Source organism: Actinocatenispora thailandica (assembly GCF_016865425.1).
Classification (GTDB): Bacteria; Actinomycetota; Actinomycetes; order Mycobacteriales; family Micromonosporaceae; genus Actinocatenispora; species Actinocatenispora thailandica.
This window is the reverse complement of the sequence record NZ_AP023355.1, coordinates 1,360,158-1,383,358: the sequence shown is the minus strand read 5'-3', so window position 1 is coordinate 1,383,358 and position 23,201 is coordinate 1,360,158. Positions and strand designations below refer to the sequence as shown.

At 73.1% G+C, this 23,201-nt stretch carries 24 protein-coding genes; 12 read left to right on the top strand and 12 right to left on the bottom strand.

The genetic code is table 11. The features are described 5' to 3' along the window. The first annotated feature begins 118 nt into the window (after window positions 1–118). Window positions 119–1,747, top strand: coding sequence for a glycerol-3-phosphate dehydrogenase/oxidase (locus Athai_RS06195; protein WP_203960590.1), 1,629 nt, complete (start codon window positions 119–121; stop codon window positions 1,745–1,747). A 3-nt stretch (window positions 1,748–1,750) separates the two neighbouring features. Here Athai_RS06195 and Athai_RS06190 read toward each other — a convergent pair whose 3' ends face one another. Beyond that, entirely contained in the window at window positions 1,751–1,936 is a 186-nt protein-coding gene (locus tag Athai_RS06190) for a hypothetical protein (protein ID WP_203960589.1), read from the bottom strand. A gap of 416 nt (window positions 1,937–2,352) precedes the next feature. On the opposite strand from Athai_RS06190, the gene Athai_RS06185 reads away from it, so the two are divergent. The 3 genes from Athai_RS06185 to Athai_RS06175 all read left to right on the top strand — a co-directional run bounded on the left by Athai_RS06185 (window position 2,353) and on the right by Athai_RS06175 (window position 3,855). Then, a complete protein-coding gene (locus tag Athai_RS06185; RefSeq protein WP_203960588.1) occupies window positions 2,353–3,213 on the top strand; it encodes a helix-turn-helix domain-containing protein in 861 nt (286 codons plus the stop codon). Window positions 3,214–3,228: 15 nt separating this feature from the next. Then, the gene (locus Athai_RS06180; RefSeq protein WP_203960587.1) at window positions 3,229–3,402 is read left to right on the top strand and encodes a DUF397 domain-containing protein; all 174 of its coding nucleotides are present in this window, start codon (window positions 3,229–3,231) and stop codon (window positions 3,400–3,402) included. Between the two features lie 132 nt (window positions 3,403–3,534). Continuing rightward, window positions 3,535–3,855, top strand: coding sequence for a hypothetical protein (locus Athai_RS06175; RefSeq protein WP_203960586.1), 321 nt, complete (start codon window positions 3,535–3,537; stop codon window positions 3,853–3,855). On the opposite strand, the gene Athai_RS06170 is transcribed toward Athai_RS06175, so the two are convergent. Then, window positions 3,833–5,323, bottom strand: a complete 1,491-nt coding sequence (locus Athai_RS06170) for a peptide deformylase (protein WP_239156753.1) — start codon at window positions 5,321–5,323, stop codon at window positions 3,833–3,835. The genes Athai_RS06175 and Athai_RS06170 overlap by 23 nt on opposite strands. Before the next feature lie 119 nt (window positions 5,324–5,442). On the opposite strand from Athai_RS06170, the gene Athai_RS06165 reads away from it, so the two are divergent. Together Athai_RS06165 and Athai_RS06160 are read left to right on the top strand one after the other, a co-directional pair. Then, complete coding sequence (locus Athai_RS06165; protein ID WP_203960584.1) at window positions 5,443–5,922, top strand: glycine-rich domain-containing protein; 480 nt, start codon at window positions 5,443–5,445, stop codon at window positions 5,920–5,922. Window positions 5,923–5,989: 67 nt separating this feature from the next. Continuing rightward, window positions 5,990–6,892, top strand: a complete 903-nt coding sequence (locus Athai_RS06160; protein ID WP_203960583.1) for a phosphotransferase family protein — start codon at window positions 5,990–5,992, stop codon at window positions 6,890–6,892. A gap of 114 nt (window positions 6,893–7,006) precedes the next feature. Here Athai_RS06160 and Athai_RS06155 read toward each other — a convergent pair whose 3' ends face one another. From Athai_RS06155 to Athai_RS06140, 4 genes are all read right to left on the bottom strand, one after another. Continuing rightward, a complete protein-coding gene (locus tag Athai_RS06155) occupies window positions 7,007–8,473 on the bottom strand; it encodes an FGGY-family carbohydrate kinase (RefSeq protein ID WP_203960582.1) in 1,467 nt (488 codons plus the stop codon). Continuing rightward, window positions 8,464–8,958 (bottom strand): ribose-5-phosphate isomerase, encoded by a 495-nt coding sequence (locus tag Athai_RS06150; protein WP_203960581.1) that lies wholly within the window; start codon window positions 8,956–8,958, stop codon window positions 8,464–8,466. The genes Athai_RS06155 and Athai_RS06150 overlap by 10 nt, the downstream gene beginning before the upstream one ends. Window positions 8,959–9,088: 130 nt before the next feature. After that, window positions 9,089–10,954: a dihydroxyacetone kinase family protein gene (locus Athai_RS06145; protein ID WP_203960580.1), complete on the bottom strand. Its 1,866-nt coding sequence runs from the start codon at window positions 10,952–10,954 to the stop codon at window positions 9,089–9,091. Between the two features lie 4 nt (window positions 10,955–10,958). Further along, a complete protein-coding gene (locus Athai_RS06140) occupies window positions 10,959–11,612 on the bottom strand; it encodes an HAD family hydrolase (protein WP_203960579.1) in 654 nt (217 codons plus the stop codon). Between the two features lie 219 nt (window positions 11,613–11,831). Here Athai_RS06140 and Athai_RS06135 point away from each other — a divergent pair, with 219 nt between their 5' ends. After that, window positions 11,832–12,266, top strand: coding sequence for an RpiB/LacA/LacB family sugar-phosphate isomerase (locus tag Athai_RS06135; protein ID WP_203960578.1), 435 nt, complete (start codon window positions 11,832–11,834; stop codon window positions 12,264–12,266). A gap of 94 nt (window positions 12,267–12,360) precedes the next feature. Here Athai_RS06135 and Athai_RS06130 read toward each other — a convergent pair whose 3' ends face one another. Continuing rightward, window positions 12,361–13,275 carry a S41 family peptidase gene (locus Athai_RS06130; protein WP_203960577.1) on the bottom strand — a complete coding sequence of 305 codons (915 nt, stop codon included), beginning with the start codon at window positions 13,273–13,275 and terminating at the stop codon, window positions 12,361–12,363. A 210-nt stretch (window positions 13,276–13,485) separates the two neighbouring features. Between Athai_RS06130 and Athai_RS06125 the strand changes: the two genes are divergently transcribed. Next, a complete protein-coding gene (locus tag Athai_RS06125; protein WP_239156752.1) occupies window positions 13,486–14,001 on the top strand; it encodes an ArsR/SmtB family transcription factor in 516 nt (171 codons plus the stop codon). An 18-nt stretch (window positions 14,002–14,019) separates the two neighbouring features. Here Athai_RS06125 and Athai_RS06120 read toward each other — a convergent pair whose 3' ends face one another. After that, window positions 14,020–15,264 carry an MFS transporter gene (locus Athai_RS06120; RefSeq protein ID WP_203960575.1) on the bottom strand — a complete coding sequence of 415 codons (1,245 nt, stop codon included), beginning with the start codon at window positions 15,262–15,264 and terminating at the stop codon, window positions 14,020–14,022. A gap of 159 nt (window positions 15,265–15,423) precedes the next feature. On the opposite strand from Athai_RS06120, the gene Athai_RS06115 reads away from it, so the two are divergent. From Athai_RS06115 to Athai_RS06105, 3 genes are all read left to right on the top strand, one after another. Beyond that, a complete protein-coding gene (locus tag Athai_RS06115; protein WP_239156751.1) occupies window positions 15,424–16,359 on the top strand; it encodes a LysR family transcriptional regulator in 936 nt (311 codons plus the stop codon). 135 nt (window positions 16,360–16,494) lie between these two features. After that, window positions 16,495–17,220, top strand: coding sequence for a sugar phosphate isomerase/epimerase family protein (locus Athai_RS06110; RefSeq protein ID WP_203960574.1), 726 nt, complete (start codon window positions 16,495–16,497; stop codon window positions 17,218–17,220). Further along, window positions 17,217–18,320 (top strand): Gfo/Idh/MocA family protein, encoded by a 1,104-nt coding sequence (locus Athai_RS06105; RefSeq protein WP_203960573.1) that lies wholly within the window; start codon window positions 17,217–17,219, stop codon window positions 18,318–18,320. Before Athai_RS06110 ends, Athai_RS06105 begins: the two co-directional genes overlap by 4 nt. A gap of 44 nt (window positions 18,321–18,364) precedes the next feature. Here the strand turns inward: Athai_RS06105 and Athai_RS06100 are convergent, their stop codons facing one another. Continuing rightward, window positions 18,365–18,913, bottom strand: coding sequence for a HEAT repeat domain-containing protein (locus Athai_RS06100; protein WP_203960572.1), 549 nt, complete (start codon window positions 18,911–18,913; stop codon window positions 18,365–18,367). Window positions 18,914–18,984: 71 nt separating this feature from the next. Here Athai_RS06100 and Athai_RS06095 point away from each other — a divergent pair, with 71 nt between their 5' ends. Continuing rightward, a complete protein-coding gene (locus Athai_RS06095) occupies window positions 18,985–19,539 on the top strand; it encodes a DUF2087 domain-containing protein (protein WP_203960571.1) in 555 nt (184 codons plus the stop codon). Between the two features lie 139 nt (window positions 19,540–19,678). On the opposite strand, the gene Athai_RS06090 is transcribed toward Athai_RS06095, so the two are convergent. From Athai_RS06090 to Athai_RS06080, 3 genes are all read right to left on the bottom strand, one after another. Continuing rightward, window positions 19,679–20,686, bottom strand: coding sequence for a sugar phosphate isomerase/epimerase family protein (locus Athai_RS06090; protein WP_203960570.1), 1,008 nt, complete (start codon window positions 20,684–20,686; stop codon window positions 19,679–19,681). 56 nt (window positions 20,687–20,742) lie between these two features. After that, window positions 20,743–21,849, bottom strand: coding sequence for a Gfo/Idh/MocA family protein (locus Athai_RS06085; RefSeq protein ID WP_203965360.1), 1,107 nt, complete (start codon window positions 21,847–21,849; stop codon window positions 20,743–20,745). Between the two features lie 114 nt (window positions 21,850–21,963). After that, the gene (locus Athai_RS06080) at window positions 21,964–23,157 is read right to left on the bottom strand and encodes an ROK family transcriptional regulator (RefSeq protein WP_239156750.1); all 1,194 of its coding nucleotides are present in this window, start codon (window positions 23,155–23,157) and stop codon (window positions 21,964–21,966) included. Window positions 23,158–23,201 lie beyond the last annotated feature (44 nt).

Genomic DNA, 23,201 nt, shown 5'->3' with positions numbered 1-23,201 from the left:
GGCACGGTACCGACGCGGCCGAGCCCGGGCCCCGGCCACGAACCCCGGCATTCACCTTGCCCCCGGGGATTTCGTTTCCTCCACCGGCGGACGCCGGGGTATCCACGAAAGGACTCCGATGAACGACACCTCGGCGCTGTCCGGGCAACAACGGGACCGGGCGCTCGCCGACGCGACCGGCGGCAGTTACGACGTGGTGGTGATCGGGGCCGGCGCGACCGGCGCCGGTACCGCGCTGGACGCCGCCGCGCGCGGGCTGTCGGTGGTGCTGGTCGACGCCGGTGATCTGGCGGCGGGTACCTCGTCGAGGTCGGGCAAGACGTTCCACGGCGGGCTGCGCTACCTGGAGCAGCTCAACGTCAAGCTGGTCAACCAGGCGCTGCACGAGCGGGACCTGATGGTCAACCGGCTGTGCGGCTACCTGGCCCAGCCGGAGCCGTTCCTGTACCCGCTGACCCGGGCGTACGAGCGGCCCTACATCGGCGCCGGCGTGGCGCTCTACGACGCCATGACGCTGTCCCGCAGCGGGATCCCGCACCACCGGCACTACTCCCGGCGCGGCGCGCTGCGGGTCGCCCCGGCCCTCGATCCGCATCGGGTGCGCGGCGGCATCCAGTACTACGACGTCCGGGTCGACGACGCCCGGCACACCATGGTGCTGGCGCGCACCGCGGCGTCACTCGGCGCGCGGGTGATCACCCGCGCCCGCGTGGTCGAGATTCCCCGAGCGGGCGACCGGGTCGCCGGCGTCGTGGTCGAGGACACCGTCACCGGGGACCGGCACCGCATCACCGCCCGCGCGGTCGTCAACGCGGCCGGGGTGTGGTCGGCCGAGATCCAGCGGCTGGCCGGCGCGGAGACGTTCCGGGTGGCGCCGGCCAAGGGCGTACACGTCGTGCTCGACCCGGCCGCGCTCGACTCGACGACCGGGATCTTCGCCCGCGCCGAGGACTCGGTCATCATCATCCGCAAGTGGTTCGACCGGTGGATGCTCGGCACCACCGACACGCCCTACCACGGCGACCTGAGCACCCCGCGCGCCGAGCCGGCCGAGATCGACTACCTGCTGCGCAACATCAACCGGTACCTGCGGCGGCCGATCGGCCGCGAGCACATCGTCGGCACGTTCGCCGGGCTGCGCCCGCTGCTCGCGCCGGCCGGCGACGCCGGCACGACCTCGGCGCTGTCCCGGGACCACTCGGTGCTGCCCGGACCGGCCGGCATGATCACCATCGTCGGTGGCAAGTACACCACCTACCGGGCGATGGCGGCCGACGCCGTCGACGCGGTCGGCATGGCGCTCGGCGAGCGGCTGCCGGCGTCGGAGACCGCCGACCTGCCGCTGGTCGGTACGACCGGCTGGCGCACCGTCTCGCACCGGGCCGACCGGATCGCCGCCGCACACGGGCTCGCCGCCGCCGACGTGGTCCGCCTCGCCGGCCGGTACGGGTCGCTGACCGAGCAGGTGCTCGACGCCGACCCGGACCTGGTACGGCCGGTGCCGGACACCGGCGGGCATCTCGCCGCCGAGTTCGCGTACGCGGTCACGCACGAGGGCGCGACGACGCTGGAAGACCTGCTCTGGCACCGTACCCACGTGTCGTTCGAGACGCCCGACGGCGGTGCCGCCGCCGCCCCGCACGTCGCCGCCATCGTCGCCCCGCTGCTCGGCTGGGACCCCGCAGAGAGCGACGCCCAGGTCAAGACCTACCGCACCTGGCTCTCCGCCGAACGCGCCGCCCTCTGACCACTAGCTCCTCTTGTTAACCAGCAGGCCGGACGTCCGCGCGTAGAACACCTGCGGGGTTGCCGCCGTGTCCTCGACCGGTACGACCCGGAGGTACACCGCGCCCTTGACCAGCGCCGGCATCGTGGACACCACCAGCGCCCACCAGCAGCCGTGACCGTGGATGCCGGCGGCCGGGCTGATGAACACCGCGTCACCTTGCTTCGGCTCTTGGTCCATGGCCATCACGACCGGCACCGCCGTTCGACTCGTACCGCGTCGTTGAGGACGTACTCACGTCGGATCTCGCGCGGCGATGCCGGGTAGTACCCGATCAGATACGAGTGGTCCGGCAACCAGGCCCGTTCCACCCGGATGACCTCGAACCAGCGTGACCGGTACGTAGCCAGCCCTACGCACCGATTCGTGAGCCACACCCGTCCCCGGGCAACGGCATCGCGCCGAGGATCAACCCACATCCTGGCCGTACCGGGTCCACCGTGTCCAACATCCCGCCCTCCTTGGTGTTCATCCCACTCCGGACAGTACTGTGACCCAAGTCGAAATGCAATGTGCATCTTGGCATGGGTCGAGCAGCCAATGGGCGCATCGACTAGAGTCGGGGCATGGCTGACGACGGGTCCGGGGCCACTGTTCGGCGGATGTGGCTCGCGAGCGAACTCAAGGCATGGCGGATACCGACCGGCGACACGGCCGAGCGTGTGGCGGCCGAACTCGGCTGGTCACACTCGAAGCTGTCCCGGATCGAAGGGGCCAGGGCTGGCGTCTCCGCCACCGATGCAGCGGCGCTGTGCCGGCACTACAACGTGCCGGCTGACCGTGCGGCGGCGATCGATCGGGTAGCCCGAGAGGCACGGCAGCGGACGTGGTACCAGAGGGACTACGCAGACGTCGTACTCGACTGGTTCGGCCAGTACGTGGGATTGGAAGGCTCTGCCGTTGAGCTGCAAACGTTCGAAGGTCTGGTCATCCCAGGGCTGTTGCAGACCAAGGCGTACGCAGAAGCCGTGACCAGGGCATCTCTGGTTGACGCGACCGCCGACGAAGTCTCGCGGAAAGTGTCCTTCCGGATGGATCGCCAAGCAATCCTCGAGCGCGATGACGGCAAACCGCACGTCTGGGCCATCCTCGCCGAGGGGGTCATCCGGCAAGAGGTCGGCGGGCGGAAGGTCATGAAGGAGCAGCTTGACCACCTTGAGCGGCTGGCCACCGGACCAGACGTCACCCTCCAGATCTTGCCCTACGCGGCCGGCGCGCACGCGGCCATGACCGGCCCGTTCGTCCTGATGACATTCCCGGAGCCGTTCCCGCCGGTGGCGTATACGGACCACCTGACCAGCTCCGCCTACCTACAGGAACCACCCGACGTCGCCCGGTACAAGCTCATGTTTCAGCACCTCATCGCGCGTGCACTGGACACCGACCGGTCGCTAAACTTGCTCCGAGAGGTTCGCGCGTCCATGTGAGCGAGGTTGAGAAACATGACTCCCGAGCACGGGTGGAGGAAGTCCAGCCGGTCTGCCGGGAACGGCAACTGCGTTGAGGTCAAGCCAGGATCGATGTACCTGGTCCGGGACACCAAGGACCGCGACGGCGGGACGCTGAGCGTATCGCCCGACGCTTTCAGGGCGTTCGTCAACTCCGTGAAGCGGTGAAGTAGTTCAGAGGTAGCAGCAGTCATAGCCCCCGGGATTCCGGGGGCTATTCCTACGCTGGCTGTAACCAGCCGAATCCTCAACGCCGCCGGCTACGAACTGTCGATCACACCCAAGATCGAGTTCCGGAAAGTGGCCACCCACCGTGGCCTGCCCGTCGATGTTCCGAACGTACTGCCGCGCCTCCCGGCCGAAAGGGCGCTCGCCACGGTCGTACTGCCACTGCGGCTGAACTGGTCCGACACCGGTCGCAGCTTCACCATGCGCAACCGCCGGGACCGGGCCTGGGTGTACGAGATCGTTCTCCGCGAGGGCACCCCGGAAGACGTACTCACCTACATCGACGGAGCGCTACTCGTGGACCTGTGGGACGAACTCGTCCTCCCGGTCGCCATCCGCGAAGCATGGAACCCGCTCGTCGCAGGAGAAGTCACCGATCGGCCGGCCGCGTAGTCGGCTGCTGGTAGCTCCATGCTTGCCCGGTACCGCGGTACTGCTCGACGGGGATGGGCTCGACCCCGGGCGGCATCCGGTCGAGGTACAGGTGTCCGTGGAGGTGGTCGATTTCGTGCGCGACCAGCCGGGCGACCCCGTGTTCGTACTGGGTGATGCGGTGGCGGCCGTCGATGTCGGTGTGTTCGACCTGGATGGTCAGCGGCCGGGGTACCTGCCCGCGTACGTCGAAGAACGACAGGCAGCCCTCGTACTGGGCGTCGGCCTGGTCGCTGCTGTCGATGATGGTCGGGTTGAGCAGGGTGATCTCGTCACCGGCGGCGGTGCGCACGACCGCGGCGGCCCGGCCGACGCCGATCTGAGGTGCGGCGATGCCCATGCCTTTGGCGAACTGGTGGACGGCACCGACTCGGGTCATGACCGATCGCAGCTCGGCGATCAGCCGGCGAGCGTCGTCGGCCTCGGCGGGCAGGTCGAACGGTCGGGCCGGTTGGGACAGCAGCCGGTGGCCCTGCTGCAGCACGCCGAGTGCGGCCATTCGTTCGCTGGGCCGTCGGGCCGGGTCGATGGTGTGGTCGGTGATCGTCCACTCCAGCCGGTACCGGGCGTGCAGCGGCGGGTCGGTGGTCGACCACCGGTACAGGTGGTCGTCGCCCTGGACGGTCTCCTCGATCGGGGTCGATAGCGGGGAAGACTCGGCGGACATCGAGGTGTGCAACCCCCAAACGGTGGGGCCAAGCGCGGCGGGAAAGACCAGCTGCACCGACAGCCGGCGGGTCGGGAGTCGGACCGCGCGTTGAAACCAGTGGCCCCACTGTCGCTCCGGCACGGTGTAGGTGTACTCGATGACGGTGTCATGACCGGGGTAGAGGGGGAACCGGCTGCCGTCGTCGGCGGCCAGCTCCAACCAGATCTCCTTGACCGCGTCGCGGTCGACCTTGACCTGCCAGCGCATTCTCTGTGTACGGCCCTCGCCGTGCCAGGCGTGCAGGTCGATGTCGTCCCAGCGCAGCGGGTCCTCCCGGTACAGCAGGTTGGAGCGTTGCGCGTCGCCCGGGTAGCGGTCGACCGAGATCCGGATCAGGTACCGGGTGATCGGCTCAGCGCCGACGTTGCGGATCCGGCGACGCATCGTGGCCCGGTACCGGCCGGGCTCCAGCTCGTACACCAGCTCGGCGTCGTCATCGAGCACCAGCAGCCCAGCCGCGCCGACGTCCGGTGTCGCACCGGCCGCTGGTGCCCGGCGGTCCGCGAACTCCTCCTGCCACGCGGCGGTCAACGCCCCGGCCGCGCCGAGGGCCTGGCCGGCCTTGTCGGCGAACTCCTTCGACGGCAGCTCCCCGCCGGTCTCCACTTTGGACACGTACGATCGGCCGTAGCCCATCAGTCCCGCCAGCGCGATCTGCGACAGGCCGGCCACGTCCCGGCGACGGCGAAGCTCGGCGACGAACCCGTCCTGTGCTGGCATCCGCATGCGCTCCTTCGGGAGTGATGAGGGAGTGAGTAGGTGGCCACGGTACCGTCACCCTCGGTACAAGCGGTGTCCTATCGGTACGTCCACGAACCCACCCGTACCGGAGGTGCCTGATGACCATCGCAGTACACGAGACAACCCCCGCACGTGACCTGGTCCCCGCCCCGCTGTTCGACCGGCTTGCCCGCCGCATCGTCACCGACCACGGGCTGGACCGGCCGCTGGCCGAGCGGGTCATGACCGAAGCACTCGCGTTCCTGCGGGCCTGCGCGGTCACCGACCGGCCGCTGTCCCCGTCGCTGATGGTCGACATCGGCTGGCACACCTTCATCCTCTACACCCGCGAGTACGCCGCGGTCTGCCAGCAGATCGCGGGACGGTTCCTGCACCACGTACCCGACGACGAGACCGACGCCGACCTGCCGGCCGACGACCGTGGCGGCCACCAGGTGCTGCGCGACACGATCGCCGCACTCACCGCGACCGGGCACCGGGTCGACGTGGAGCTGTGGACACCGGTCGCAGCCCGCTGTAACGGAGGCGGCGGCAAGTGCCACCAGTGCCACGCCGGCTGCCACAACTCGCCCAGGTAGAACACAACCGACCACGCCCCGACCCGCAGCGCCGCGGTCGGGGCGTCGCCCACGGCAGGAGCACACGATGGTCACCTGGGAGCAGCTGCCCGGCACCGTGCGGGCCGCGGTCCAGGCACACACCGGCCCGATCAGCGACGTGCAGGCCGCACCCGATGGGGCCGGTTCCGACCTGACCGTCACCCTGCACACCGGCCACGGTCTCGTGTTCTGCAAGGGCATCCAAGCCGATCATCCGCTGGTGCGGATGCACCGGACCGAAGCGCGGGCAGCGGGCGCGGGCGTCGGTCCGCGGCTGCGGTGGCAGCTCGAAGCCGATGGCTGGCTGCTGCTGGGCCTGGAACACATCGCCGGCCGGCACGCCGCGCTACCGCCCGGCTCGGCCGATCTGCCACTGCTGGCCGACGCACTCGAACGCACGGCGACGCTGCTGACGCCCAGCCCGATGGACCCGGTGCAACCGTTGGCCGCCCGCTGGGCGCCCCCGCTGGGCTGGGCCAAGCTTGCCGGGCAGCCGCCGGCGTGGCTGGACGACTGGACCCGCGACCATGTGGAACAGTTCGCGCACTTGGAGCGTGCCGCGCCTGCGCTGGTCGACGGCGACACCCTGGTTCACACCGACCCGGCCCCGCAGAACTGGCTGATCGACGGCGAGCGGGCCCGGCTGGTGGACTGGGCGTGGCCGGCACGGGGTGCGGCCTGGGTCGACACCGCGCTGCTGACGATTCGGCTGCTTGATGTCGGCCACACGGCAGAGCAGGCCGAACGGTGGGCCCGCACCGTCCCCGTCTACGCCGACGCCCGCGCCGCGGCGGTCACCGTCGCGGCCATCGCGATCGCGGGGCTGTGGACACTACGCGCCGGCGCCACCGGCCGGCAGCACGAGCTTGCCGTGGCCGCCCAGCAGTGGGCCCGGTACCGGCTCACCCACCTGCGGCCCGCGGGCCCCACCGGCACCATCGGTCCGTAGTGGACGCCCATACCGCGTCGGAGTGCAGCGGAACTGCGGCAAGCACCGACCTCACACCCGGCACCGACGACCGTCAGGACAGCCGTGCAGTGTCGCCCACCGCCGCCGAGACGATCACCGGGGCGGGCGGGGCCAGAGGGAACGGGCGGCGGACTGGTGGGCCAGGTAGCGCTGGTAGGCGTACTCGTAGTGGCGGGCGGCGGTCGGGTCCGGGTCGACCACGCGGACCGGCGCGGTCCAGGTCTTGGTGTCCGGCGTCGCCTCGGCGCCACCGACAGCGGCCAGGCCGGCGAGAATGGCGCCGCGGGCGCCGACCTCGGCGCCGGCCACCTCGATCGGCCGGCCCAGCACCGAGGCGAAGATCTCCAGCCACGGCAGCGAGCGGGTACCGCCGCCGCAGACGACCAGGCGACCGTCCAGCCCGGCGGCCGTCAGGCACTGCCGGGCGGCGAACGCCAGCCCCTCGCACAGCGCGCGCACCAGGTCCTCGCGGGTCGTGGTCAGGCTGATGCCGGTGAGCTGGCCGCGGGCGGCCGGGTCGACGAACGGGGCGCGCTCACCGGACGGAGCCAGGTACGGGAGCATCTCGACGCCGTGTGCGCCGGGTTCGGTCGAGCGCAGCACGCCGTCCAGGTCGGCGTGCGAGAGCCCGACGAGGTTGAGCGCCCAGTCCAGCGAGGCGGTGCCGACCATCGCCGGCATCGCCCGCAGCCATCGCCCCGGCGTGCCGGTCGCCAGATGCATCCCGGCCGGCTCGCCGGCGGCGTCCACCGACTCGACGAGTACCTGGCAGGCCAGCGTGGTGCCGAGGGTCAGCAGCCCGTCGCCCGGCTCGCGTACGCCGCCGCCGATCGCGCAGGCCGGCAGGTCGAACGGACCGTTCGTGACCGGTGTGCCGGCCGGTAGGCCGACCGCCGCGGCACCGGCGGGATGCACCGTGCCGACCGGCAGCGGGGTCACCACGGGTGCCAGCAGGTCGGCCCGGTGCGCGAGCCCGCACAGATCCAACGCCTCGGCGGAGTACCCGCCGGCGTGGTCACCGAACGGCAGCGAGGAGTCGGACGGGTCGGTGGCGCGGTCCCCGGTCAGCCGGGTGAACAGCATGTCCTTGCAGTACCCGGCGGTCTCGGCGCGGGCCAGGCTGGCCGGTTCGTGTTCGTCGAGCCAGTACAGCAGCGGTCCGAGCGCGCCCGGGAACATCGTGTTGCCGTTGATCCGGTACACCGCCTCGGCGATCCCGGCCCGGTTCCAGTCGGCGAGGATGCCGGCGGCACGACCGTCCAGCCAGGAGATCGCCGGCCGGACCGGATGCCCGGACCGATCGGTCAGCCAGCACCCGTCGCCCTGCCCGGTGATCGCGACCAGCGCGAGGGCGTCGGGATCGGGGCACAGCTCGCGACCCAGATCGCGGACCGCGTCGACGATCAGGCTCGCGTCCTGCTCGACCCGGCCGGGCGCCGGATGCTCCAACGGTACCGACCTGGCGGCGGTCGCGACCAGGTCACCGCACTCGGTGAACAGCGCCAGCTTCGCGACCGAGGTACCCAGGTCGATGCCGAGGTAACGGCCGGTCAGCCGCACCGGTTTTCCTCGTACGCGTCGATGACGGCGACCTTGTCCGCCGACGCCGAGGCGGGATCGAACACGTGCCCCAGCCACTCCCGGGCCAGCAGCCGGGCCAGTTCGACGCCGACGACGCGCTGGCCGAGCGTGAGCACCTGGCAGTTGTTGGACTTGACGGACCGTTCCACCGAGAAGCTGTCGTGCGCGGTGGTGGCGCGCACGCCGGGCACCTTGTTGGCGCTGATCGCCATCCCGATGCCGGTACCGCACACCAGCAGCGCCCGGTCCGCCTCGCCGGCCGCCACCTTGCGCGCCGCCGCGAGCCCGATGTGCGGGTACGCGGTGTGGTCACCGTCGTGCACGCCGAGATCGTCGACCGCGCCGACCCGGGGGTCGGCGAGCAGATCGGCCTTGATCCGCTCCTTGTACGCAAGCCCCGCGTCGTCGCAGCCGACCACGATCCGCCACCCGCCGGACGGGACACCCGAACCCGGCCCGCTCATGGCCGCTCTCCGCTCCGCTCCGACCGGCCACGAGGCACCACCGCGCAGTACCCGTGATTCGCTCGCTGACGCTCGCTCATGTGCCTTCCTCCTTCGTCTCGACGTGCCGTCGTCCGCTCGCGCGGCCGGCTCACGCGCCCTTCTCGCCGGTACCGAAGATCGCCTCGCCGGCGGCGCGCAGGCAGGCGGCCATCGAGGTGGCCCCGGCGTCCGGGGTGCCCACGCTGCGCGCGGCGAGTGGCCGGGCCCGCCCCACCTTCGGCACCAGGTCGGCGGTCGCGGTCGCGGCACGTTCGGCCGCGGCCACCGCGGTACGCCACGCCGCCGCGCTGTCCGCGCCGGCGTCCAGCGCCGCCTCGAACGCATCCGCGAACGGCAGCAGCACGTCCAGCATCGTCTTGTCCCCGAGCCGTGCGCCGCCGACCGTCGCGACCTCGGTGATCCCGGCCCGCACGCCGGCTCGCAACCGACCGCGATCCGGTGCCACGTCGTCGCCGAAGGCGGCGCCGACCGCGCCGAGCATGACGCCCCACAGCATCCCGCTGGTGCCGCCCGCCTTGTCCCCGAACGCGGCGCCGGCCGCGCCGAGCGTCGAACCGACTCCGCCTTCGTACCCGTCGGCCGCGGCCGAGGCGGCCCGCAGCCCGCGCACCATGCCGGTACCGTGATCGCCGTCGCCGGCGACCGCGTCGATCCGGCCCCAGTCCGCGGCGCTACGTTCGGCCACCGCGAGCATCGCGGCGAGCGCCGACCGGGCGAGGCCGGCCGCCCGCACCGAGTCCGGATCCGGCTCCGCGCAGGTCGGGGCCGATCCGGCACCGGGATCCACAGTGGACAGTTCCGCGGCGGTGGCCGGTATCGCGCCGGTGGCATCACCCGGCACCGCCGGATCCGTGGCCGCGGCACCGCCGCGGCGCGCGCCCGGGATCCTCGCGGCTTCGGCGCCGCTGCCGGCGGTCTCCGGTGCCGTCCCGGCACCGGGCGGCGCGGCGGTGAGCGAGCCGCGGCGAAACGCCGGGGTGTCGGCCGGCGCGGACCACAGCTCGGCGAGTTCGTCGTCGAGCCAGAGCAGGGTGAGCGAGACGCCGCCCATGTCCAGGCTGGTGACCAGCTCACCGACCTCGGGCAGCAGCACCGTGAGCCCCGCGTCGGCCAGGATGGCGTCGAGGTGTCGCCACAGCACGAACAGTTCCTCGTACTTGGTGCCGCCCAGCCCGTTGAGCAGCACCGCGACCCGGTCGCCGGCGCCGGCGGGGCGCTCCGCGAGCAGCGGCGCGGCGAGCGTGGCCGCCAACTCGCCGACGCGTTGTCGCGGCACGGTCTGGATGCCGGGCTCGCCGTGGATGCCGAGCCCCAGCTCCATCTCGGCCGGATCGACGACGAACAGCGGCGCGTCGGCGCCCGGCACGGTGCAGCCGGCGAACGCGACGCCGAAGCTCCGGGTGGACGCATTCGCCTTGCGCGCCAGGCGTTCCACCGTGTCCAGGTCGTCACCTCGCTCGGCCGCGGCGCCGGCGATCTTGAACACGCAGAGGTCGCCGGCGATGCCGCGCCGCTTCGCCGCCTCCGCGGCCGGGGCGGACGCCACGTCGTCGGTGACCAGTACGGTCCGGCAGTCGATGCCGTCGGCCACCAGCCGGCGCTGCGCCGCACCGAAGTTCATCACGTCGCCGGCGTAGTTGCCGAAGCTGAACAGCACGCCGGCGCCGCCGGACAGCGCCCGGCCGGCCCGGTACGCCTGCTCGGCCGACGGCGAGGTGAAGATGTCACCGACCACCGCCGCGTCGGCCAGCCCGGCGCCGACCGTGCCGCAGAACGCCGGGTAGTGCCCGGATCCGCCGCCGATGATGACGCTGACCTTGCCGGCCCGCGGCCCGCCGCGCCGCATCACGACCGAGGTGTCCGGCACCCGCTCGACGTACCGCGAGTAGGCGGCGCAGAAGCCGTCGACCATCTCGTCCGGGAACGCGGCGGGGTCGCCGTAGATGTGCGCCACCGGCTCACTCCTTCTCGGCCAGCAGGGACAATGCGTGGATACGGGCGTCGACATGATCGGTCGCGACGTGCTCGGCCAGCGCCAGCGCGTCGGCGGCCGGCGGGTACCGCGGGTTCGGGATGGCGATGACCCGCAACCCGGCCGCGGCGGCGGCCCGGATCCCGTTGCCGGAGTCCTCGAACGCCAGCCCGTCGCCGGTGAAACCGACCCGCCGCACCGCCGCCGCGTACACGTCCGGGGCCGGCTTGCCGCGGGCGACCTCCTCGCTGGACACCGTCGCGGCGAACAGGTCGGTCAGCCCGTTGTCGGCGAGGATACGGTCGATGACCGGCCGGGCGGCCGAGGACGCGAGCCCGAGCGGTACCCGGCCGGCGAGCGCGGTGACCAGTTCGCGGGCGCCGGGCAGCAGCGGCCCGCGCCCGGCGTCGATCGCGTCCACCACGTAGCCGACGCACCGGGCGCGGACCGCACCGGCGTCGCCGCCGATCCGGTCGGCCAGGTAGCGCGCCCACTCCGGGGCGCTCATCCCCTGCATCGCCCCGGTGTACCCGTGGTCCCAGCGGTCGCCGGCGCAGGCCCGCCAGCTCTCCTCCCACAGGTGTTCGGTGTCGGCCAGGACGCCGTCGAGATCGAGGACAGCACCACCGACACCGCCCACTTACCTCACCTCACATGCGAAACTTAACAAGCCACGTGAGAACTGATTCTGCGCGAGTGCGCCGCGGTGCGCAATACTCCGCCGGCCCGGAAAACGCTCGGTCAGCGCCCCGTAACGATCCATCGAGTCCGGCTCGGCCGCCAGACCAGCGTGGAAGTCGGGTGCGGCGGCTGATCGGCCGAACCGCCACGAGCCACCCAGGGTCCCTAGGATCGGTACATGCGGATTGCGGTGGCGGCCGACTCGACCGACGGGGTGGCGGCGGTGCTCGTCGACGAGCTGGGCCGGCGGGGCCACGAGGTGCTCGTGCACGGCGCCCTTGCCGCCGGTGACCGGGCCGACTGGGCGTGGTCGGCGGAGGCGGCCGCCCGCGAGGTGGCCGCCGGGCGGGCCGAGCAGGCGGTGGTCTGCTGCTGGACCGGTACCGGTGCCTCGATCGCGGCGAACAAGGTGGCCGGGGTGCGCGCCGCGCTGTGCGCCGACGCGTACACCGCGACCGGCGCCCGCCGCTGGAACGACGCGAACGTGCTGGCGTTGAGCCTGCGTACGGTGTCGGAGCCGACCCTGGCCGAGATCCTGGACGCCTGGTTCGCCGGCACCGCGAGCACCGACGAGACCGACCGCGCCAACATCGACCACACCGCCGAGATCTGACCGTCGGCCGGGGCCGGCAGCCGACCGCCGCGGCACCCGGTTGGGCGACGGAGCCGGCCTCGGGGCGGGCGGCCCTCCCGTCCCGACGCCTTGATCAACTATCCGGGTTCTCGGCCAGCCGGGTACGGGCGTGTTCGTGCGCGGTGGCCAGCGCCTCGGCGGCGGAGGTGGCGAGGTGCGGGGGCACGCCGGTGCCCTCCCAGTCGGTACCGGTGATCGGGTTGATGCTGCGGCAGGTGGGGATGCTCGCCTCCAGGTGCGGTCCGAGCCGGACCCCGATGCGCGGGTGCGCCCCACCCCCGGTGGTCTCGCCGACCAGGGTGGCGCGGTCGTTGTGCCGCAGGTCGTACGCCAGCTCCTCGCCGCCGGAGAACGTCCGGCGGCTGGTGAGGACGTAGACGGGCCGCTCGGTGCCGTACCGCGGGCCGGGCACGTGGGGCAGCGTCCAGAACTGTGTCGTGCTGTCGCTGCCCCGGTCGTACACGTCGTTGAGGTGGGTTTCGGGCGGCAGCAGGTAGCTGAGGAAGTACGCGACGGAGCCGGGGTCGCTGCCGAGGCAGCCCCGCAGGTCGAGGATGAGCGCGTCGGTGTGCCGCAGGATCCGCATCGCGGCGGTGATCTCGTCGCCGACCAGGTGCGCGGCGAACAGCGCCGGGGAGATCTCCAGCAGCCCGATGTTGCCGTCGAGCCGTTCGATCCGGCCGATGCCGCTCATGCTGCGCCGGGCACGTCGCTCGTACGTCGCCTCGGCCACCGCGCCGTCCTCGGCCCCGTCGATCGACTCGGTGTGGTGGATCAGCCGCAGATGGCCGTCACCGTTCGCGCGCTGCAGGTCGGCAGTGACCAGCTCGGCGAGGGCGGCCTCGTCCGTGGCGGTCGCGTACCGGCCGGTGGCGGCGGTGGCGGCGAGGTCCGCCGCGATCTGCTCGCCCAGCTCGGCGAAGACGTACCGGGTGGCGACGAGCTTGCCGACCTCGGCCACGATCCGGTCGATGTCCGCGCGTTCCATGGCTTCCTCCGTTGTTCGCGCCGGGTGTCCCGCTGCGCTCCGCGTGCCACCGGCCACGGGGCCAGCCCCGGCTCGGCAGGGGTTGGCCCCGTGGCCGGCGCGGGCCTGCTCCGGGCCGGCATGGGGCCGCTCCGGGCCGGCGTGCTGCCTGGCCGCGGCAAGTAGAGCAGACCCGTTGACAAAGCGTCAAGAGTTCCAGACACTTTAATGGTGATCGAGCCCGAGGACTCCCTGCGGATCGAGACCGCCGCCCAGCACCGGGCGTTGGGCCATCCGCTCCGCCAGCGGCTGCTGTTCTCGCTCGGCCAGCAGCCGGCGACCACCAGCCAGCTCGCCGCCGCGCTCGGCGTCGCCAAGGGCAGCGTCGGCCACCACCTCAAGACGCTGCGCGAGGCGGGCCTGGTCCGGGTGGTCGAGACCCGCCAGGTACGCGGCGGCACCGAGCAGTACTACCAGCGCACCGCCCGTCGGATGGATCTCGACGACCCGAGCCACGCCACCACCTCGGCCATGCTCGGCGGGCTCGCCGAGGAGCTGTCCACCGCCGACGACGATCCGCTGCTGGTGCTCCGGCACCTGCGGCTGAGCGACGCGCAGGCCGAGCGACTGCGCGCGGCACTGACCGAGATCGCGGAGAGCGCCACCGACGACGGCGACGAAGCGCCTCGGCACGGACTGCTCGTCACCATGTACCGGCAGGGCACCACCGGCGCCGGCCCGGCCTGAGCACGCCAGCGGACGCGGTCAGGCCACCACGGCGGGTTCGGCCGCCGCGGGTTCGGTGGCGGACAGTCGGGCGCGGGTGGGCAGCAGCAGCGGGGTGGCGAGCAGCAGCACGCCGGACACGGTGATCGCGGTGCGCGGGCTGGTGAGCGTGGCCAGCAGGCCCCAGCCCGCGGTCAGGCCGGCCTGCACCAGCTTGCCGGCGACGCTCCAGGTGCCGAGCAGTTGAGCGGCCCGGCCGGCCGACACCCGCCGCAGCCGTTCGGTGGCGTGGATCGGGTTGAACACGCCCATGCAGGTGACCAGCAGCGCCTCCACCACCAGCACGGTCAGCAGCCCGGGTACGCCGGGGCCGACGAAGGCCAGCCCGAGCGGGAACAGCGAGCGCAGCCAGCCCGCGACGCGCAGCACCCGGTACCGGCCGAACCGGGCGACCAGCCGGGCGGAGAGCCGGGCACCCAGGAACCCGCCGAGCGCCGGCACACCGAAGGCGAGACCGTACTGCCAGACCGGGAACCGGTACCGGCCGAGGAGCAGCACCGACAGCAGCGGCACGGTGGCCATGATCAACCCGCCGACCAGGACCGAGTTGGCGAACAGCCGCCGCAGCACCGGATCGCCGGCGATCGTGCGCGCGCCGGTGAGCAGGTCGGCCACCCTCACCCGGCCCGCCTGATCGCGCGCTGCCGGTACGTCGCCGCCGCGGAGCCGGGACACCCCCAGCGCGGACAGCAGGTAGCTGAGCGCGTCGGCCGCCAGCGTCGCGACCGGGCCGAGCACCCCGACCAGCGCCCCGCCGAGCGGCGGCCCCACCGCGGTCACGACCCAGCTCGTCGCCTCGAACCGACCGTTCGCCGCCAGCAGGTCCGGGCCGGTGACGAGGTGCTTGAGGTACGCACCGGAGGCGGCGGTGAAGGCGATCCCGGCGGCGCCGGAGATCACCGCCACGGCCAGCAGCTGCGCGTAGGACAGCACGCCGAGCAGCGCGGCGACCGGCACGCTCGCCAGCACGGCGAACCGGACCAGGTCCATCGCGATCAGTACCGGCCGCTTCGTGCGGTGCGCCACCCACGGTCCGAGCGGGAACGCGACGATCGCCGCGACGGCGAGCCCCGCCGCCTCCAGCAGCGACACCGCGAACGCGGGCGCGTGCAGCACCCGGACCGCGACCAGCGGGAAGGCACCGAAGGCGAGCCAGGTCCCGGACGCGCTGACCGCGTAGGCCCGCCACAGCCGATCCAGGTCGCGCCGCACCGCCACTCGCATGCCACTCCCCCGCCCAACCGATCGATGTGACACCGCATCAGATCAGCCGCGACGACGCAGGATCAAACAACCAGCCCGGTGGCGAGCCACAACCTCTGGTTGGAGCAACTCCGGTCGGGCCACAGCGCCGGCCGGCCGGCCGCGCTCTAGTCTGCTGCGATGGACACCGAGGCGATGCGATCGTTCGTCCGGGCGGCCGAGCTCGGCCAGTTGCAGCGGGCCGCCGACGAACTCGGCGTCACCCAGCAGGCGGTGTCGAAGCGGATCGCCGCGCTGGAACGCGAACTCGGCACCCGGCTGTTCACCCGTACCGCCCGCGGGGTCGAGCCGACGCTGGACGGCCAGGCGTTCCTGCCGCACGCGCGCTCCGTCGTCGCCGGCGCCGACCGCGCCGTCGCGGCGATCCGGCCCGGCTCCCGGGCACTGCGCATCGACGTGCTCGGGCTGCGGTCGGCGCAGGCGGTCGTGCTGCACGACTACTGGCGCAGCCATCCGGGGATCGAGCTGGATGTGGTGACGCTGCGGGTCGAGGACCCGCGGCTGGCCGTCGATGCGGTCCGGGCCGGCGACGTCGACGCCTCGTTTCGTAGCGTCACCGACCTGTCCGCGCTGCCGCCCGAGGTGCGGCAGGTGCCCGCGTTCGACTCGCCGCTGGAACTGCTGGTCGGCCCGCGGCACCCGCTCGCCGGCGCGCGGACACTGACCCCGGCCCGGCTGCACGGGTACCGGATCTGGATCCCGGGCATCACGCCGCGCAGCGAGTGGGCGCGGTTCTACGCCGAGCTGGGCGCCGCGTTCGACCTGCACATCGACCCGGCCGGGCCGAACTTCGGCACCGAGGTACTGCTGGACGCGCTGGCCGACTCCGCGGACGTGGCGACGCTGGTGGGCGCGCGGGACCGGTACGTCTGGCCGGCGAGCCACGACCTGCGGCGCATCCCGATCGCCGGCCCGGCGCTGGTGTACCCGCTGTCGCTGCTCGTGCCGGGCACGCATGCGCACCCCGGTTTGCGGCCGGTCCTCGACCACCTGGCGGGGCTGGCACCGCCGCCCGAGCCGGCCTGGCGCCCCTCCTGGGCACCGCACGCTCGGTGACTTCTGTCGAGATCATCAAAAGTTGTTGACCTCAGCGGCAAAAGGCTCCTAGCGTAGGAGGCTGCTGGGGGCCTGCGGCGCGGCCGAACGCGAGGCCCCCACCGTCCGCCGCCGACACCGCCCTACGGAGGCACCATGCTCGGTGTCCAGCTGTACTCAGTCCGCGACCACCTCGCCGCCGACCGCGACGCCACCCTGCGCCGCATCGCCGAGCTCGGCTACCAGGCGGTCGAGTGGTTCAACCCGCACGCCGACCCCGCCGGCCTCCGCACCCTCGCCGACCGGTACGGCCTGACGGTCTGGAGCACTCACGCCCCGCTCCTCGACGACACCGACGCGGTCCTCGACGCCGCGACCGCGGTCGGCACCGACACCGTCGTCGTCCCGTGGCTCGACCCCGACCAGTTCGTCGACCGGGCCGCCGTCGAGCGCACCGCACAGCGACTCAACACCGCCGCGAAGCGCGCCGCGGAGCGTGGCATCGCGGTCGGCTACCACAACCACTGGTTCGAACCGGGACAGCAGGTCGACGGGCGGCCGGCGCTGGAGGTACTGGCCGACGCGCTGGACGACGAGGTGTTCCTGGAGGTCGACGTCTACTGGGCCGCCGTCGGTGGGCTGGACGTACCGGCGCTGCTGACCCGGCTCGGCGAACGGGTCCGCTACCTGCACGTCAAGGACGGCCCGGCCAGCACGCCCGAGGCGGCGATGACCGCGGTCGGCGCCGGCACCCTCGACATCCCGGCGATCCTCGCCGCGGCACCGCACGCGCGCCGCATCGTCGAGCTGGACCGGTGCGACACCGACATGTTCGCCGCACTGTCCGACAGCATCGACTACCTGCGCGGGGTGACCCCGTGACCGCCCGGCCGGTCGGCGTCGCGGTCGTCGGCTGCGGCACGATCTCCACCCAGTACCTGGACAACCTGACCGCGTTCCCCGACATCAGGGTGGTCGCCTGCACCGACCTGGACCCGTCCCGGGCCCGCCAGGCCGCGGAGCGTTACCACATCCCGGTGGTGGGCGACACCGACCAGGTGCTCGGCCACCCGGACGTCGAGATCGTGGTCAACCTGACCATCCCCGCGGTGCACACCGAAGTGGCGCACGCGGCCATCGCGGCCGGCAAGCACGTGTACTCGGAGAAGCCGCTGGCGCTGGAACGCGACGCCGGCGCCGCGCTGCTGGCCGCCGCCTCCACCGCCGGGGTACGGGTGGCGAACGCGCCGGACACGTTCCTCGGCGCCGGCCTGCAAACCGCGTACCGGATGATCGCCGAAGGCGCGATCGGCACCCCGCTGACCGCACTGACGCTGATGCAGAGCCCGGGACCCGAGTCGTGGCACCCGAACCCGGCGTTCCTGTTCCAGTACGGCGCTGGCCCGCTGTTCGACATCGGCCCGTACTACCTGACCACGCTGGTCGGCGCGTTCGGCCCGGCCCGGTCGGTGGCGGCGGTCGGCCGGCGCGCCCGGGACAGCCGGGTGGTCGGCTCCGGCCCGCTCGCCGGCACCGCGTTCGACGTGGAGGTACCGACGCACGTCGCGGCGCTGCTCGACTTCACCGGAGGGCAGGCCGCGACGAGCGTGCTCAGCTTCGACTCGCCGCTGGCCCGGGCCGGCTTCGTCGAGATCACCGGATCCGAGGCGACGATGGCGCTGCCCGACCCGAACACCTTCACCGGCACCATCAGGCTGCGCCGGGCCGGCGACGACGACTGGTCCGCGGTACCGGCGAAGGGCCCGGACACCGGCCGCGGCCTGGGCGTGCTCGACCTCGCCCGCGCGGTGCGGGCCGGCACGCCGCACCGGGCGTCCGGCGAGCTGGCACTGCACGTACTGGAGCTGATGACGGCGATCGCGGCGTCCGCGGAGACCGGCGCGTTCGTACCGATCGGCTCCAGCTGCGCGGCGCCGGCGCTGCTACCGGACGACTTCGACCCCTACACCGCCACGCTGTGACGGCCCGGCCCGGCCCGCCGATCGCGGACCGGGCCGCCGGGCGGTCAGTCGAACAGGTCGCGGTCGAGGCGCTTCGACAGCGTCCGCAGGGCCGCCTCGGCACGGGTCGAGACCTGCGCCTCCTCGTCCGCGGTGGCCTTCCGCAGCGGCGGCGCGTGCTCCGCCTCGCCGACCACGCCGAGGGCGCGGGCCGCCGCGGCCCGCACCCGCGGTACCGGATCGGACAGCAGCGGCACCAGCAGGTCGCCGGCCGCGCCGAGCTGGTGCGCGATGACCACCTTCGCCGCCATCTCCCGCACCCGCCAGGCATCGTCGCCGAGCGCGTCGAGCACGGCCGGGATCGCCGCGTCGTCCCACACGTAGACCAGCGCGCGGGCCGCCCAGACCCGCGGCCAGTAGAGCAGGGACGGGTCGTCCTCGGGGGTGCGCAGCCGCATCTCGCTCGCCGCCGACTCGTCGGCCAGCCAGACCAGGAACTCGACCTCGGCGAACGGATCGCCGTGCCGCAGCAGCGCCACGCAGCGCGCCACCGTCTCGTCCACGCCCAGCCGCCGCGCCGTCGCCCGCGCCAGCTCCGCCGGTGTCTCGCCCATCCACCCAGGTTGCCACACCGGCCCGGAAACCACCTTGAACGCGACGCCGGAGCCGGTTAGCGTCCCAGGCCATGCGCGAGATCAGTACCGCGGCGGCGATGCTCGCCGCCCTCGGCCGCACCGAACGGCTCGGCATCCTCGCCGCGGTCGGGTCCGGCCGCGCCGGGACCGTGACCGAAGCGGCCGCCGAGACCGGCCTGCCGGTCCGCCGGGTGCTCAAGGAGGCGGCCCGGCTCGCCGACTGTGGGCTGCTGCGGCTCGACGGGCAGCGGCTGTCCGCCGACCTCGGCGCGCTCGCCACTGCCGCCGACGCGCTGGACGCGACGCTGCCGACGAGCCGGCCACTCGCCGACGATCCGGTACTGGCGCGGCACTTCCGGCACGGCCGGCTCATCGCCGTACCGGAGGATCTCGCGCTGCGGCACCGGCTCGCCGACCTCGCCGCCACGCTGCTGCCGGCCGACACCACGCTGACCGAGGCCGAGGTCAACGTCGCGCTGCACGAGCTGTACGACGACCACGCCGCGCTGCGCCGGTTGCTCGCCGACTTCGGCCGCGTCACCCGGGACGGCTCGGCCCGCTACCGGGTCGTCCCGCCGGCCGACCGGCCACCGCTGCCGGTCTGACCAGGTACCGGCACGACGCCGGAACCGACCGCCGCCACCGGCCGGGCCGGGTGCCGGCCGGGCCGGGTGCCGGCCGGGCCGGGTGCCGGCCGGCCGGATCACGCGCGACGGCCGGCATGTCGGCGGTGACCGCCGCCGGTCAGTCGTTCGAGCCGAAGGCGGCGTCGAAGGAGGCGGCCGGCGGTTCGATCGCGGCGAGCCTGCGGACGAACGCCAGCGCCTCGGGAGCGCCGGTCAACCGGTCCATCCCGGCGTCCTCCCACTCGATGGAGATCGGCCCGTCGTACGAGATCGCGTTGAGGGTACGGAAGCACGCCTCCCACGGCACGTCGCCGTGCCCGGTGGACACGAAGTCCCAGCCACGCCGCGGGTCACCCCACGGCAGATGCGAGCCGAGCCGGGTGTTGCGCCCGTTGAACTGCTTCTTCGACTCCTTGCAGTCGACGTGGTAGATCCGGTCCTGGTAGTCCCACAGGAACCCGACCGGATCGAGGTCCTGCCAGATGAAGTGGGATGGATCGAAGTTGAGACCGAACGCCGGCCGGTGCCCGATCGCCTCCAGCGTGCGGGCCGTGGTCCAGTAGTCGTAGGCGATCTCGGTGGGATGCACCTCGTGCGCGAAGCGCACCCCCTCGGCGTCGAACACGTCCAGGATCGGGTTCCACCGATCGGCGAAGTCCTGGTAGCCGCGGTCGATCATCGAATCCGGGGTGGGCGGGAACATCGCCAGCGTGTACCAGATCGACGAGCCGGTGAAGCCGACCACTGTGGACACTCCCAGCGCGGCGGCGGCGCGGGCGGTGTCCTTCATCCGTTCCGCGGCCCGCTGCCGGACCCCCTCGGCGTCCCCGTCGCCCCACACCGCCGCCGGCACGATCGCCTGGTGCCGCTCGTCGATCGGGAAGTCGCAGACCGCCTGGCCCACCAGATGATTGGAGATCGCGTACACCGACAGGCCGTGCTCGGCCAGGATCCGCTTCCGATCCTCCACATAGGACGGATCGGCGAGTGCCCTGTCGACCTCGAAGTGATCGCCCCAGCAGGCGATCTCCAGCCCGTCGTAACCCCACTGCGACGCCAGCCGGCACACCTCGACGAACGGCAGGTCCGCCCACTGGCCGGTGAACAGCGTGATCGGTCGCGCCATGGCGCGTGCTCCCTTCGTACGGTCGGTGCACCGGCCACGCCGGCGCCCCGGGCAGGTCAGTGGACGATCGGGCACCAGGCGCGGTCGCGGGCGCTGCGCCCGACCGCGTCCAGTACCCGCTGGGCGGCGAGGCCGTCGTCGAACGACGGCCGCACCGGTTCGCCGCCGCCGATCGCGGCGAGCAGGTCGCGGGCCTGGTGGGTGAACGCATGCTCGTAGCCGAGCAGGTGACCGGGCGGCCACCAGGCCGACAGGTACGGGTGGTCCGGCTCGGTGACCAGGATGCGGCGGAAACCCGCCTCGCCGGACGGCTGGGTGCCGTCGTAGAACTCCAGCTCGTTCAGTCGTTCCAGGTCGAACGCGAGGGTGCCGAGGCTGCCGTTGAGTTCGATCCGCAGCGCGTTCTTGCGCCCCGTCGCGTACCGCGTCGCCTCGAACGTGCCGACGATGCCACCGCCGAGCCGGGCCAGGAACAGCGCGGCGTCGTCCACCGTGACCGGGGCGTTGCCGGTACCGCCGGGCAGCGGTCGCTCGGCCACGAACGTCTCGGTCAGGGCGCTCACCGCCTCGAACTCGGCGCCGGTGAGGAACCGGACGGCGTCCACGACGTGCGCGCCGAGGTCCCCCAGCGCGCCCGAACCGGCCCGGTCCGCCGACAGTCGCCAGGTCCACGGCGCGCTCGGATCGACCAGCCAGTCCTGCAGGTAGCACGCCCGCACCTGGCGGATCCGGCCGATCCGGCCGGCGGCCACCAGCTTCGCCATCAGGCTCACCGCGGGCACCCGCCGGTAGGTGAACCCGCACATCGCGACGGTACCGGCGGCGCGCGCGGCGGCCGCCATCTCCTCGGCCTCGGCGACGGTGTTGGCCAGCGGCTTCTCGCACAACACGTGCTTACCGGCGGCCAGCGCGGCCAGCGCGATCTCGGCGTGCGTGTCGCCCGGCGTGCAGATGTCCAGCAGGTCGACGTCGTCTCGCCCGATCAGCGCGCGCCAGTCGGTTTCGGTCGCGGCCCAGCCGAACCGGGCCGCCGCCGCCTCGGTGCGGGCCGCGTCACGGCCGCAGATCACCGCCATCCGTGCGGTGGCCGGCAGCTCGAAGACCCGGTTGACGGTGCGCCAGGCCTGCGAGTGCGCGGCACCCATGAACGCGGTGCCGACCATCCCGATGCCGACCCGGCCCGCACCAACCGCGCGGGCGCCCTCGCTCGCCGCGGCCAGCCGATCGCCTTCGTCTACAGTGGACACTCGGTGCCACCCTTCCTCGATGCGCTGGGGTCAGGACTGCCGGAAGACCAGGTCACTGGCGAGCTTCGCGGCACCGAGCGCGCCGGCCCGCTCCCCCAGCTCGGACACCACCAGCGGCAGGTTGCCGGTCGCCAGCGGCAGCGACCGCCCGTACACCACGGCGCGAACCTCGGCGAGCAACCGGTGCCCGAGCCCGGCGAGCCCGCCGCCGATCACGATCATCGACGGGTTGACGAAGCTGACCAGGCTGGCCAGTACGCCGCCGAGCGCCGCACCGCCGGCCCGGATCAGCGCCACGCTCGTCGCGTCACCGGCCGCGGCGGCCTGCCCCACGTCGTACGCGGTGAGCGTGCCCGCCGCCGCCAGCCGCCCGGCGAGCGCCTCGGAGCGACCCGCGCGGGCCGCCGCGGTCGCGTCCCGGGCCAGCGCCGCCCCGCCGAACACCGCCTCCAGGCAGCCGGTGTTGCCACAGGCGCACACCGGGCCGTGCGCGACGACCTGCATGTGGCCGATGTCGCCGGCGCAGCCGTCCTTGCCGCGAAACACCTCGCCACCCAGGTGGATGCCGCAGCCGACGCCGGTACCGAGCTTGACGAACAGGAAGTCCTCGACCGACCGGGCGACACCTCCGTAGCCCTCGCCGATCGCCATGATGTTGACGTCGTTGTCGACCACGACCGGGCAGTTGTGTTCGTGCGCCAGCAGCTCGCGCACCGGGAAGCCGTCCCAGCCGGGCATGATCGGCGGCGACACCGGCACCCCGTCGCGGAAGCTGACCGGGCCGGGCAGCCCGACACCGAGCCCGTCCAGCTGGCGGTACGCGCCCTCCGCGCGCAGCTTCTCCAGCAGCTCGGTGACCACCCGCAGCACCGGCCGCGGGCCCGACCGGATGTCCACCGCCTCCTCGACCGCGGCGACCGGGTCCAGGCTGCGGTCGGTGACCTCGATCCGTACCGAGGTGGCGCCCAGGTCGACGGCGCCGAACCGGTGCTTCGGCGACAGCTCGATCAGCGTCGAGCGGCGACCGCCGCGGGACGCCGCCGGTCCGGCCTCCCGTACCCGGTCGGCGTCGGTGAGCCGGGCGAGCTCGGACAGCAGCCGGGCCCGGGGCACCGCCAGCCGGTCGGCGAGTTCCACCCGGGACAGCGGCCCGTGTTCCCGCAGCAGGCACAGCACCTGGTACGCCAGCCCCTCCGCCACCGCGGCCCCTTCGGTCGTACTCAACCCAACTTTTGCTATCTTGAACGAAAGTTGGCCCGAACACAACC